Genomic DNA, 12,860 nt, shown 5'->3' on the forward strand with positions numbered 1-12,860 from the left:
TCATGAGCCCCCAGCCGCTGGTCGCCGCCCTGGCCCGACCCACCGGCACCTTCGCCATGGTCGCCGCCGACCAGCGCGACTCGCTGCGCACGCTGATCGTCGAGCACACCGGCCGCGACCGCGCCGCGATAGCCGACGCCGAACTGACCGCGTTCAAGCTCTCCGTCGCCCGCGAACTCGGCCCGCACGCCTCGGCGTTGCTCATCGACCGCGAGTACGGCTACCGCACCCTGGTCGACCAGCGGGTGCTGCCCGAGGGCTGCGCACCGATCCTCGCCGTGGACGCCCTGGAACAGGAGCCCGGCGGCCCGGTCACCGACACCGACCTCGACCCGACCATCGACCTCGCCTCCGTCGTCGCCGACGGCACCCGCGCCCTCAAGCTGCTGATCGTCTGGCGCCGCGACGCCCACCGCGAGCGGCGCGCCGCGCTCGCCGAGCGCTTCGTCGCCCTCTGCCGGGACGCCGGCCTGGCCTCCGTGCTGGAGCCGGTCGCCCGCGCCACGCCCGAGGAGGAGGCCGCCGGCACCTTCGACCTCAACGCCTCCATCGTCGAGGCCGCCCGCGAACTCGCCCCGCTGAGGCCGTCGTTGTACAAGTGCCAGGTGCCCGACGGCGGCGTCGGCACCGTTGCCTCGATCGCCGCCCAGGCGGAACGGATCGACGCCGTGGTGGACGTGCCCTGGGTGGTGCTCTCCCAGGGCGTCGCGCCCACCGACTTCCCGCGCGCCGTGGAGGCCGCCTGCCGCGCCGGCGCCTCCGGCTTCCTCGCCGGGCGCGCGCTGTGGACCGACGCGCTCCCCGCCGCCGACCCCAACCCGGTGCTCCGCGCCCGCTGCGCCGCGCGGCTGCGCGACCTGGGCGAGATCGTGGATCGGCACGGCCGGCCCTGGTGGGACACCGCCGCCCACCGCGCCCCCGAGGAGGCCACCTCCCGATGACCGGCCGCCCGGAAACGCCCCAACGCGCCGCCGCCGAACGCCGCGCCGCCGAACGCCGCGCCGCCCAACGCCCCGCCCCTGAAGGCGTTGCCGCGCCGCCGCGCGTCTGCGTGCTGCACACCGTCGCCGCGCTGCCCGCCGTCTTCACCCCGCTGCTCGCCGAGGAGGCGCCCGGCGTCGCGCCCTACCACCTCGTGGACGAGAGCCTGCTCGCCGACACCATCGCCCACGGCCCGCTGCCCCGCACCACCGCCCGGCTCGCCGCGCACCTCACCGGCGCCCAACAGGCCGGCGCCCGCGCCGTGTTGGTGACCTGCTCCTCCATCGGCCCGGCCGCCGAACAGGCCCGGGCCCTGGTCGACATCCCGGTCTTCCGCGTGGACGAGCCCATGGCCGCCCGCGCGGTGGCCACCGGGCCCAGGGTCGCGGTGCTCGCCACGTTGGACTCCACGCTGCGGCCCACCGCCGAGCTGGTGGAACGTCAGGCCGCCGCCGTGGGTGCCCCGTTGACGCTGACCACCTCCACCTGCGCCGGCGCGTACCAGGCCAGGGTGGCCGGCCGGCCTCAGGAGCACGACCGGCTGATCGCCGAGGAGGCCCGCCGGCTCGCCGAGAACCACGACGTGCTGGTCCTCGCCCAGGCGTCCATGGCGGCCGCCGTTCCCGACGACGCACTGCCGGTGCCGGTGCTCAGCTCGCCGCGCTCCGGCGCCGCCCAACTCGCCGCCTTCACCCGCTAGTTCACCCCGAGCCGGAAGAGAACCGCCGACCATGCCCACCGCCGAGCCGCAGCCCTGGTGGCGCGACGCCGTCATCTACCAGATCTATGTCCGCTCCTTCGCCGACTCCGACGGCGACGGCGTGGGCGACCTGCCCGGCATCACCCAACGCCTCGACCACATCGCGGCGTTGGGTGCCGACGCGGTCTGGCTCACCCCGTTCTACCCGTCGCCGCAGGCCGACGGCGGCTACGACGTGGCCGACTACCGCGATGTCGACCCCCGCTTCGGCACCCTCGCCGACGCCGACGCGCTGCTCGCCCGCGCCCACCAACTCGGCCTGCGCGTCATCGTGGACATCGTCGCCAACCACACCTCCGACCGGCACCGCTGGTTCCAGGAGGCCCTCGCCGCCCCGCCCGGCGACCCCGCGCGCGAGCGCTATGTCTTCCGCGACGGCCGCGACACTCCCGACGGGCCCCGGCCGCCCACCGACTGGCGCTCCGTCTTCGGCGGCCCCGCCTGGACCCGGGTGCCCGACGGCCAGTGGTACCTCCACCTGTTCGCCCCCGAACAGCCCGACCTCAACTGGGACAACCCCGGGGTGGCCGCCGAGTTCGCCGACGTGCTGCGGTTCTGGCTGGCGCGCGGCGTGGACGGCTTCCGCTTCGACGTCGCCCACGGCATGGCCAAGGACCTGGCGGCCCCGCTGCGCGACCTCGGCCCCGACCAGGTGCACCACCGGATCGTCGGCGCCGGCTGGGACGGCGACCACCCGTTCTGGGACCGCGACGAGGTGCACACCATCCTGCGCGGCTTCCGCGCCGTGCTCGACGCTCACACCCCGCCGGCCGCCGCCGTCGGCGAGTCCTGGGCCGAGGCGGCCCGCCGCGCCCGCTACACCGACCCGGGCGAGCTGCACCAGACGTTCAACTTCGACTTCCTGTCGGCCGGTTGGGACGCCGCCGAGCTGCGCGAGGTGATCGACCGCTCGCTGGCCGCGCCCGGCGCGCCCGATGCCGGGCCCACCTGGGTGCTCTCCAACCACGACGTGGTGCGCCACGCCTCCCGGCTGGCGCTGCCCGCCGGCGTGGACCCGGACGCCTGGTTGCGCGCCGACGGAAAGGAGCCGGCGCTCGACCCGGCGCTCGCTGCCCGTCGCGCGCGGGCGGCCGCGCTGCTGCTGCTCGCGCTGCCCGGCTGCGCCTACCTCTACCAGGGCGAGGAACTGGGCCTGCCCGAGGTGGCCGACCTGCCAGAGGCGGTGCTCGCCGACCCGGTGCGGCTGCGCTCCCGGGGCGCCCGCAAGGGCCGCGACGGCTGCCGCGTCCCGCTGCCCTGGGAGCGCGGCGGCCCCTCCCTCGGCTTTGGCCCCGGCCCCGGCTGGCTGCCCCAACCCGCCGACTGGGCCGAGCTGTCGGTGGCCGCCCAGCGCGAGGACCCGCGCTCCACGCTGGCCCTCTACACCGAGGCGCTGCGGCTGCGCCGAGCGCACGCCGGGGCGCGCACGCTCGACTGGGCGCCCGGCGCGCCCGGCGGCGTGCTGGACCTGACCAACGGCGGCCTGCGCTGCCTGGTCAACCTCGGCCCGGCGCCCGTTCCGCTGCCCGCCGCCGCCCCGCTGCTGGCCAGTGGCCCCCTGGCCGGGCCCGGCGACGGCTCCGAGAGGGGCCGCCTGCTGCCGCCCGACACGGCCGTCTGGACCGTCGCCCCACCGGAAGGCCCCGCATGACCCTCGAACTCGGCGTCGTCGCCGACGACTTCACCGGCGCCACCGACGTGGCCGCCGCGCTGCGCCGCGCCGGCGTCCGCACCGCGCTGCTCTTCGGCGTCCCCGAAGCCGCGCTCCCGGTGCCCGGGGGCTGCGCGGCCGTGGTGGTGGCGTTGAAGATCCGCAGCGTCCCGGCCGCCGACGCGGTCAACGAGGCGACGGCCGCCGCCCGTTGGCTGCGCGCCGCCGGCGCGCGCCGCCTCTACTGGAAGTACTGCTCGACGTTCGACTCCACCCCGCGCGGCAACATCGGCCCCGTCGCCGACGCCCTGCTCGCCGAGACCGGCCAGCCCCGCACCCTGGTCTGCCCGGCCGCGCCCGAGCACGGCCGCACCGTCCACCGGGGCCAACTCCTCGTCCACGGAACGCCGTTGGACCAGACCCCGATGCGCCACCACCCGCTCAACCCGATGACCGACTCCGACCTGCGCCGGCTGCTGGCCCCCCAGACCCCGCACCCGGTCGGCCTGATCCCGCTGCCCGTGGTGCGCGCCGGCGCGGGCGCCGTCGCGCAGGCGCTCGCCGAACGCGCGGCCGCCGGCGAGCGCCACCTGGTCGCCGATGCCCTCACCGCCGAGGACCTGACCGTGCTGGGCGCCGCCGCCGGCGAACGGGCCCTGCTCACCGGCGCGGCCGGGCTCGCCGAGGGCCTGGCCCGCTCGCTCGCCCCCGCCGAGCCCGCACCCGTGGCGGAGCCGGCCCGCGCCGGCCCCGCTGCCGTCCTCGCCGGCAGCTGCTCGGCCCGCACCCTGGAGCAGATCGCCCACTTCGCCGCCGACCACCCCGCGTTCCGCATCGACCCCCGCGTCGCCCTCACCGGCCGGGACGTGCTCGGCGAGGCCCTCGCCTGGCACGCCGCCCTGCCGCCCGGCGCCGTCCCGCTTTTCCACGCCTCCGCCCCGCCCGACGAACTCGCCGCCATCCAGCAGGAGTTGGGCGCGGAACGGGCGGCGGTCGCCGTCGAGTCGCTGCTGGCCGAGCTGGCGGTGCGGCTGGTGGCGCGCGGCACCCGCCGGCTGCTGGTCGCCGGCGGCGAGACCTCGGGCGCGGTCACCACCGCGCTGCGGGTGCCGGCCGTGGTGGTCGGCCCCGAGGCCGACCCGGGCGTGCCCTGGACCCGCACCCTCGGCGACGACCCGCTCCATCTCATGCTGAAGTCCGGCAACTTCGGCGCGCCCGACCTCTTCACCCGCGCCCTGGCACCCGCCGACGAGCCCGTCGATGAGCCCGGCGGGAAGTCCAACGAGGAGCCCGCCCCATGACGCCGCACCCGGCCGACCCCGCCGACCCGGCCGACCTGGCGGACCCCGCCAACCCCGCCGACCTGGCCGCCCAACTCGTCGCGACCGGCCGCTCGTTGTTCGACCGGGGCCGCACCCACGGCAGCACCGGCAACCTCTCGGTGCGGCTGCCCGACGGGCGGGTCCTGGTCACCCCCACCGGCGCCAGCCTGGGCGCGCTCGACCCCGGCGCCTTGGCCGTGATCGACCGCGACGGCCGCCGGCTCGCCGGCCCGCGCCCCACCAAGGAGGCGTTCCTCCACGCGGCGGTCTACCGCGCCAGGCCCGAGGCCGGCGCCGTGGTCCATCTGCACTCGACGCACGCCGTCGCCGTCTCCTGCCTCGCCGACGTCGACCCGGCCGACGCGCTGCCGCCGCTGACCGCCTACTACCGGATGCGGGTGGGCCGCCTCCCGCTGCTGCCCTACCACGCCCCGGGCGACCCGGCGCTCGGCCCGCTCGCCGAGGCCGCCGCCGCCGACCACCACGCGTTCCTGCTCGCCAACCACGGCCCGGTCGTCGCCGGCCCGAGCCTGGCCGCCGCCACCGACGCCGCCGAGGAGGTGGAGGAGGCGGCCCGCCTCCACCTCCTCCTCCACGGCCACCGCGTCCGCCTCGCCGGCCCGCCCAACTGACCCCGGCCGCCGGCCCGTTGCCCGGTTCGACTCAGTCGCTCGGCGGGAGCCCGACGCCGCCCAGGACGGCGAGGTCCGTGCGGCTGGGCGGGGTGGCCAGCAGCGCCAACACGTCCTGCGGGCCGGGCGCTTCGGCCGTCGGCTCGGTCCGCAGCGCCGCCTGGGCGCTGGCCTCGTCGTCCCAGACCTCGAAGACCCGCACCGTGTCGGGCGCGTCCGCCTCCCGGGCCACCACATAGGTCCGACAACCGGGGAAGCCGCGCAGGCCCTCGGCCACCCGGAGCAGCAGCGCCGCCAACTCCTCGCCGCGCCCGGCGTGCGCGGTCATCGTCATCAGCCGGCCGGCCCGGCTCACCGTCTCGGTCATGGCGCGAGCCTAGCCCTCCGCCGGCCGCCTCCCGGCCAACTCGCCATAAAACAGGCAGACATCCAATGTGTCGCCGCTCGGATGAGCCCAACCGTCGCCTCACCGTGCAAGGAAATTCGGAAGCTTACCGCCCTGATATGGGCATAGCCGTTGACAGTGCTGAGGGGCGCTCCTAGTTTGAACCGACATTCATCGGATCAATCGCGGTCCGTCGGTGCCCCAGTGAGGCGGCAGCAGCGCCCCGCCGGCACCCCCGGACCCCGCCGGCCGCAGCCCGGGTCCGCGGGCTGTGAGAAGAGGGAACCATGTCTGTCCAGTCCACCAGAAGAGCCTTCCTCTGGGGAGCCGGCGGCCTCGCCGCCTCCGCCGCCCTCACCGCCTGCGGCGCGCCCGGCGGCTCATCGAAGTCGGGAGGCTCGTCGGGCGACGAGGAGGTGGACGAACTCATCTTTATGACCAACTCCCAGGACGCCATGGGCCCGGTCCACGTGGAGATGTGGAACGCGGGCGACCCGCCGTTCCCCGTCCAGCTGCGCACCACCGACTCCGCCCAGTACGGCAACAGCTTCCCCCGCATCGCCACCTCCGACGACGCCCCCCACATCGCCGGCTACTTCGTGGACGGCGGCCACTTCACCGACCTCGCCAGGGCCGGGGCGCTGATGGACATGACGGAGTTCTGGGAGGTCTCCGGGCTGATGGACAACGTGCCGGAGCTGATCCGGCAGCAGTACTCCAGCTTCACCGACGACGGGAGGATGTACGGCGCGCCCACCAACACCAGCCGCTACGGCTGCTTCTTCTACCGGAAGTCGGTCCTGGCGGAGGCCGGCGTCCCGTTCCCCGTGGACCACGCGTTCTCCTCCGAGGAGGAGTTCGTCGAGGCGGCCGAGACGCTCAAGGCGGCCGGCATCGACCCGATCAGCATCGGTGGCAAGGACGGCTACCCGATCTCCCACCTCCAGGACGGCCTGCTGGCCTCCACCATGGCGCCCGAGCAGATCCTCGACCCGCTCTCCATCGACTACCTGTCTCCCGAGTGGATGAGGCCGGTCGAGAAGCTGCTGGAGTGGGAGCGGGCCGGCTACTTCGCGCCCGGCTTCCTCGGGCGCACCACCGACCAGGGCAACGCCCACTTCGCGCAGGGCCGGGCCGGGTTCTCCACCGGGATGAACGTGTGGATACCGCTGCTGGTCGAGGCCGGCATCGACACCGAGGACCTGGACTGGTGCCTGCTGCCGCCCATCGGCGAGCTGGAGACCAAGATCTCCATCTACGCCGGCGGCGGCATCGTCATCCCCGAGATCGCCCCCGGCCACGCGCAGGCCGTGGAGTTCGGCACCTGGCTGGTCTCACCCGAGACCGCGCTGCACAGCGCCGAGGAGGGCCAGGTCATCCCGGCCCGCACCGACGTGCCCGACCTCGTGGAGGTGCTGGGCCCGCTCGCCGGCTCGATGTACGAACTGGGCGAGCAGGACGGCCGGTTCCAGTTCGGCTGGGACGACCCCGCGCCCACCAACATGATCAACTACGACCGCGAGAACCTCCAGGCCGTGCTCTCCGGCGGCCAGTCCGTGCGGGACTTCTGCGAGCAGCTGGAGCAGCTCAAGAGAGGCCACGCCTAGGATGAGCGACCGCGTTATCCCGTCAACCAGCAGCCGACGGCGGGGACTTCGCCGCCAGTCGTGGGTCGTCCTGCTGCTGAGCGCCCCCGCCTTCGCCCTGATGGCCGTCTTCCTGCTCTGGCCGACGATCCAGAGCGTCAGGTTCAGCGCCTACGACTGGAACGGGCTCTCCGCCGGCGAGTGGGTGGGCCTGGGCAACTACCGCGAGCTGTTCCGCGACGGCCTGTTCCGCAGCGTCATCGCCAACAGCCTCACCCTCGCCGTCGCCGGCACCGTCGGCGCGATGGCCATCGGCATCCTGTGGGCCTACGGCATCGAACGCCGGCTGCCGGGCTGGCGGGCCTACCGCTTCCTGCTGTTCATCCCGGTGATCATGCCGATGACGGTCTCCGCGCTGCTGTGGAACCTGCTGCTGGACCCGACCGGGCCGGTCAACAGCGTCGCCAACGACCTCGGCTTCGACAACCCGCCGCTGTGGCTCGGCGACCCCGACGTGGCGATGTGGGTCGTGGTGTGCGTCGCGATCTGGCAGGCCAGCGGCTTCACCATGCTGATCATCCTGGGCGCCATGGAGGACGTGCCGGGCGAGCTGCACGACGCGGGCGCGCTGGACGGCGCCGGCAGTATGCGGCGGCTGTTCTCCATCGTCACGCCCTACATCCGGGGCACCATCGCCACCCTGACCATCGTCCAGTTCGTCTCGCTGCTCAAGGCGTTCGACCTGGTCTTCGCCCTGACCAAGGGCGGGCCAGGCAACTCCACGGACATCATGGGTACCTACCTGGTGGAGAAGGCGTTCGACGAGGCCCGCTACGGCTACGGCTCGGCCGTCGCCGTGGCCATGACGGTGATCATGTTCACCATCAGCTTCTTCCTCTACCGGAGGCTTCTCGGAAAGGACGACGCCCAGTGACCTCCGTCCTCACCACCCCGCCGAACGCCTCCCGGCGCTCCCCTTCCCCCAACGCCTCCCGCCGCGAGGCCGCCCGCTCGGCCGCGCGGGGCAGCGCCGCCGGCCGCTGGCTCGGCGTCGCGCTGATGGTGCTCTGCGCCGCCGGCGCCGCGCTGCCGCTGCTCCTGCTGGTGATGAACGCCTTCAAGGACAACGGGGAGATCCTCGCCAACCCCATCGCGCCCCCCTCGCCGCCGCACGTGGCGAACCTCGGGGACGCCTGGCAGGGCGGCTCCTTCGGCGCCTCGCTCGGCGGCTCGTTCCTCAACAGCGTGCTGGTCACCGCCCTGGCGGTGACCCTGGTCTCCCTGGTCTCGGCGCTGGCCGGCTACGCCCTGGGCGGCTTCCGCTTCCGGGGCGAGAAGTACGTCACCCTGGGCCTGCTGGTGCTGCTGGCCGTGCCCACCCAGGCCACCCTGATCCCGGTCTGGGACATGATGGGCCAGTGGGAGCTGCGCAACAGCCACACCGGGATCGTGCTGGTCTACGCCGCGTTCTGGATGCCGTTCAGCGTGCTGCTGGCCAGGGCCGCGTTCCGCTCCTTCCCGCGTGAGCTGCTGGAGGCGGCACGCGCCGACGGCGCCGGCGAGCTGCGCACCCTCTTCCAGGTCGTCATCCCCGTGCTGAAGGGCCCGATGGCCGGCGTGGCGATCATCAACGCCATCGGCATCTGGAGCGAACTGCTCTTCTCCTACCTGCTGTTGACCGAACCCGACAAGCGCACCCTGCCGTCGGCGGTCATCGCCTTCACCGGCAACTACGTTACGGACCACCGGCTGCTCTACGCCGGGCTGCTGATCACCGTGCTGCCGGTGCTGGTCTTCTACCTCGCGATGTCCCGGCTGATCCGCAAGGGCATGACCGCCGGCTCCCTGAAGTGACCGCCGGCTCCCCGGAGTGACCCCCGGCCCCAGCGCCGACCTTCCGCCAACACCCGACGTCCAAGGAGTAGTTCCGCCATGCGAAGATTCCGGCTCGCGGTCGGCCTCGCCGCCACCGCCGCCCTGGTGGTGCCCACCCTCGCCACCGCCACCGCCACCGCCACCGCCGACCCGCCCCCGACCGAAGCGGCCGAGCAGGCCCAGGAGCCCCAGGAGGCCCAGCGGCTGACCGTGGACTTCGCCGACCGCCAGGGCCCGATCCACGGCGGCGGCAACGGCTTCCTCTACGGGATGAGCGACGAGGGCGTGCCCTCCGACAACCTGCTCGAACCCCTCGACATCCGCTCCATCGCCCAGGCCGCGCCCTTCGGCGAACAGCACCCGGGCGGCAACGCGCTCGACGTCGCGCCCCAGTTCCTGCGCAACGGCGGCGGGTACGTGCAGATCTATATGCAGGAGGTCTATCCCAGCTGGCCCTACGACGACCTCGGCCTGGAGGACTACCTGCCGAAGGTCGAACGCACCGTCCGCACCGTGCTGGACAGCCCGCACCGGGACAGCTTCGTCTACGTTCCCTTCAACGAGCCGGACTGGATCTGGTACGAGCTGTACGCCGGGGACCAGGCCGAGTACGAGCGGCAGCGGGACGCGTTCTTCGCCGACTGGGAGACCGTCTACACCCGCATCCGCGAGCTGCACCCGGACGCCAGGATCGCCGGGCCCAACGAGTCGGTCTACGACCACCGGCTGCTGGCCGACTTCCTGCCCTGGGCCAGGGAACGCGACCTGCTGCCCGACCTGATGACCTGGCACGAGCTGCCCACCACCCAACTCGCCCACTACCGCGACAACTACGCCGACTACCGCGCGCTGGAGCGCGAGGTGGGCATCGACCCGCTGCCCATCAACATCAACGAGTGGGGCGGCCGGCGCGACCTGAGCGTTCCCGGCCGGCTGCTCCAGTTCATCGCGATGTTCGAGGACACCGACGTGGACGCCGGCGGGCAGGCGTACTGGAACCCCTCGGGCAACCTCTCCGGCAGCGTCTCCCAGACCAACCGGCCCGGCGGCGGCTGGTGGCTGCTGAAGATGTACGCCGACCTCAGCGGCGAACAGGCCACCCTCACCCCGCCCCAGCCGAACACCGTGGACACCGCCCAGGGCCTCGCCTCCATCGACGACGAGCGGCGGCAGGCGCGGGTGCTGGTCGGCGGCGGCTCGGACGACGTGGACGTGGCGCTCAACCACCTCGACGCCGACACCTTCGGCGACACCGTCCAGGTCACCGTCTCCACCACCACCTGGAGCGGCTACGACGCCGACGCGCCGCCGCCCCGCGTGCTGCTGGAGACGGAGCTCCCGCTCCGGGACGGCGCGTTGACCCTGCCGCTGCGGGACGTCGACGAGCTGGCCGCCTACGAGATCGTGGTCCAGCCCGGCGGCAACGGCATCCCGGGCCCTGCCGACGCCACCTGGCGCGCCTCCCACGAGGCCGAGGACGCCCGGATCACCGACGGCGAGATCGTCACCCAGGGCACCCCGGAGAACTGGAACCAGCCGGCGGCCTCCGGCACCCGCGACGTCCAGGAGCTGGACGGCGAGAACAGCGCCGTCAGCTTCGACATCACCGTGCCCGAGGACGGCCGCTACCGGCTCGGCGTGCTCTACGGGAACCAGACCGGCGACATCGCCCAACAGGCGCTCCGGGTGGACGGCGAGGCCATCGGACTGCTCGACTACCCGGCCACCCTCGACTGGGTCTACCGCGCCCGCAAGGACGTCGACCTCGAACTCACCGCCGGCGAACACGAGATCACCCTCGCCAAGGCCGACCCCGAGCTGGGCACCGCCACCGGCGCGGTCACCCTCGACCGGCTCGACGTGACGGCGCTGCCCGCCGACGGGCGGCCCGTCCCGGTGGCCTACCAGGCCGAACTGGCCCGCACCGACTTCGAGATGACGCACCGTTACGATGCGCGCGGCCAGTCCGGCGCCGGCTATGTGGAGGCAACGGCCGGGCAGGAGACCACCTTTGTGCTCTCCGTCCCGTCCGACGGCTACTACGACCTCACCGTCCGCCACGACGGCGCGGCCCAACTCCGCCTGGACGGCGCCCCGTTGACCGGCGCCGCGCTGCCGGCGACCGGGCCGGAGGAGTGGCACGACGGCGAGCAGCGGGTCTTCCTGACCGCCGGCGCGCACCGGCTGACCGTGCTGCCGGAGGAACGCGTCCTGCTCGACGCGCTCACCGTCACCGAGGCCGCCGAGGCGCCCGCGATCACCACCGTGGAGGCCGAGGACGAGGCCAACGAGCTGGCCGGCACGGCGCAGCGCGGCGAGTCGGGCTCCGCCTCCGGCGGCGGCCAGGTCACCGGCGTCGGCGGCGGCGAGGGCAACACGCTCACGCTGCCCGCGATCGAGGCCGACGAGGCCGGCCAGCACGTGCTGGTGGTGCACTACGCCAACAACGAGCGGGGACGCGGCGACGAGTTCAACCACAACATCGTCTCCCGGCCCGTCGAGATCAGCGTCAACGGCGGGGAGCCCACCACGGTGTGGCTGCGCAACACCTGGAGCTGGGGCAACTTCTGGGCCGTCGGCGTCCCGGTGGAGCTGGCCGAGGGCACCAACGCGGTCACGTTCTCCCACCCGACAGCCGAGGCCGCGCACCTCGACCGGTTCGACGTCGCCCCGCTGCTGCTGGAGTGAGCGGCGGCAGGCGAACGGGGTGCCCCCGCCACCGGCGGGGGCACCCGGCGGGCCGTCCCGGGCCGGGCTCAGTGCGGGGAGCCGCCGCTGAGGTGCTCGATCAGCCAGTCCTCCACCTCGACGATGTGCGTCTCGGCCCGCAGCCTGGCCCGGTCCGCGTCCCGGGCGCGCAGCGCGGTGAGGATCGCGCGGTGCTCGCCCACGGTCCGCTCGGCCGCGCCCGCGTCGGTCTTGCCCCGCCAGATCCGCGCCCGCGTGGTGCCCCCGGACATGCCCTCCACGACGGCGGCCAGCACCGGGTTCCCGGACGCCTCGTTGACCAGGGCGTGGAACCGCAGGTCGTTCTCCACCAGCGCGGTGTGGTCCACCTCCGGCTGGCGCACCAACTCCTCGGCGTCGACGAGGAGTTGTTCCAGCTCCTCCAGGGTCTCCTCGGAGATCCGGTGCGCGGCCAGCGCCACCGCCTGGGGCTCCAGCATCCGGCGCACCTGGAAGAACTGGAGGACCGTCGCGTCCTGGTGCAGGTCGACCACGAAGCCCATGGCCGCCAGCAGCATGTCCGGGGCGAGGCTGGTCACATAGGTGCCGTCGCCCTGGCGGGTGCTGAGCACCCGCATCGCGGAGAGGGTGCGGACCGCCTCGCGCAGCGTGCCCCGGGAGACGCCGAGCCGGGCGGCGAGGTCCTTCTCCACCGGCAGCCGGTCGCCCGGGCCCAACTCCCCGGTGATCAGCATCTCCTTGAGGCGGTCCACCGCCTCGTCGATCAGTCCCACACGCCGCCCTTTCCGCTGGGGGAAACCCCGGGAGCACCCCGAGCGCCAGCCCCATTCATCTGACCTATGCCTCTGTTGATCACGTGGTTGACCGAGTTGATCGAGGAGTGAGGGGAAGGTCCCACCCCGAAGCGGGGGGACTTTACCTACTTTACATGCGGCTCCTGATCGAAGGTCGTTCCGATGGTGGTCATTCGAGATCCGGAA

General features: G+C 73.8%; 11 protein-coding genes. 9 read left to right on the forward strand and 2 right to left on the reverse strand.

Annotation, left to right across the window (positions count from 1 at the left end; all coding sequences use genetic code 11):
- The first annotated feature begins 2 nt into the window (after positions 1-2).
- From FH609_RS23445 to otnC, 5 genes are read left to right on the forward strand one after another with little or no spacing between them, the layout of a single operon-like run.
- Complete coding sequence (locus FH609_RS23445; RefSeq protein ID WP_139667444.1) at positions 3-941, forward strand: hypothetical protein; 939 nt, start codon at positions 3-5, stop codon at positions 939-941.
- Complete coding sequence (locus tag FH609_RS23450) at positions 938-1,681, forward strand: aspartate/glutamate racemase family protein (RefSeq protein WP_139667445.1); 744 nt, start codon at positions 938-940, stop codon at positions 1,679-1,681. The genes FH609_RS23445 and FH609_RS23450 overlap by 4 nt, the downstream gene beginning before the upstream one ends.
- A gap of 31 nt (positions 1,682-1,712) precedes the next feature.
- Entirely contained in the window at positions 1,713-3,392 is a 1,680-nt protein-coding gene (locus FH609_RS23455) for a glycoside hydrolase family 13 protein (RefSeq protein WP_139667446.1), read from the forward strand.
- The gene (gene otnK / locus FH609_RS23460; RefSeq protein WP_139667447.1) at positions 3,389-4,693 is read left to right on the forward strand and encodes a 3-oxo-tetronate kinase; all 1,305 of its coding nucleotides are present in this window, start codon (positions 3,389-3,391) and stop codon (positions 4,691-4,693) included. Before FH609_RS23455 ends, otnK begins: the two co-directional genes overlap by 4 nt.
- A complete protein-coding gene (otnC, locus tag FH609_RS23465) occupies positions 4,690-5,346 on the forward strand; it encodes a 3-oxo-tetronate 4-phosphate decarboxylase (RefSeq protein WP_139667448.1) in 657 nt (218 codons plus the stop codon). Before otnK ends, otnC begins: the two co-directional genes overlap by 4 nt.
- A gap of 31 nt (positions 5,347-5,377) precedes the next feature.
- Here otnC and FH609_RS23470 read toward each other — a convergent pair whose 3' ends face one another.
- On the reverse strand, positions 5,378-5,713 hold the full coding sequence (locus FH609_RS23470) for a putative quinol monooxygenase (RefSeq protein WP_139667449.1): 336 nt from the start codon (positions 5,711-5,713) through the stop codon (positions 5,378-5,380).
- A 305-nt stretch (positions 5,714-6,018) separates the two neighbouring features.
- Here FH609_RS23470 and FH609_RS23475 point away from each other — a divergent pair, with 305 nt between their 5' ends.
- The 4 genes from FH609_RS23475 to FH609_RS23490 all read left to right on the forward strand — a co-directional run bounded on the left by FH609_RS23475 (position 6,019) and on the right by FH609_RS23490 (position 11,880).
- The gene (locus FH609_RS23475) at positions 6,019-7,338 is read left to right on the forward strand and encodes an ABC transporter substrate-binding protein (RefSeq protein ID WP_139667450.1); all 1,320 of its coding nucleotides are present in this window, start codon (positions 6,019-6,021) and stop codon (positions 7,336-7,338) included.
- A 1-nt stretch (position 7,339) separates the two neighbouring features.
- Positions 7,340-8,251, forward strand: coding sequence for a carbohydrate ABC transporter permease (locus tag FH609_RS23480; RefSeq protein WP_139667451.1), 912 nt, complete (start codon positions 7,340-7,342; stop codon positions 8,249-8,251).
- Complete coding sequence (locus tag FH609_RS23485) at positions 8,248-9,171, forward strand: carbohydrate ABC transporter permease (RefSeq protein ID WP_139667452.1); 924 nt, start codon at positions 8,248-8,250, stop codon at positions 9,169-9,171. Before FH609_RS23480 ends, FH609_RS23485 begins: the two co-directional genes overlap by 4 nt.
- A 78-nt stretch (positions 9,172-9,249) precedes the next feature.
- Complete coding sequence (locus FH609_RS23490) at positions 9,250-11,880, forward strand: cellulosome protein (protein ID WP_193317876.1); 2,631 nt, start codon at positions 9,250-9,252, stop codon at positions 11,878-11,880.
- A gap of 68 nt (positions 11,881-11,948) precedes the next feature.
- Here FH609_RS23490 and FH609_RS23495 read toward each other — a convergent pair whose 3' ends face one another.
- A complete protein-coding gene (locus FH609_RS23495) occupies positions 11,949-12,653 on the reverse strand; it encodes a FadR/GntR family transcriptional regulator (RefSeq protein ID WP_139667454.1) in 705 nt (234 codons plus the stop codon).
- Positions 12,654-12,860: the final 207 nt, after the last annotated feature.

The sequence above is a fragment of the Streptomyces sp. 3MP-14 genome, from assembly GCF_006334905.2.
GTDB classification, from domain to species: Bacteria; Actinomycetota; Actinomycetes; order Streptomycetales; family Streptomycetaceae; genus Streptomyces; species Streptomyces triticirhizae.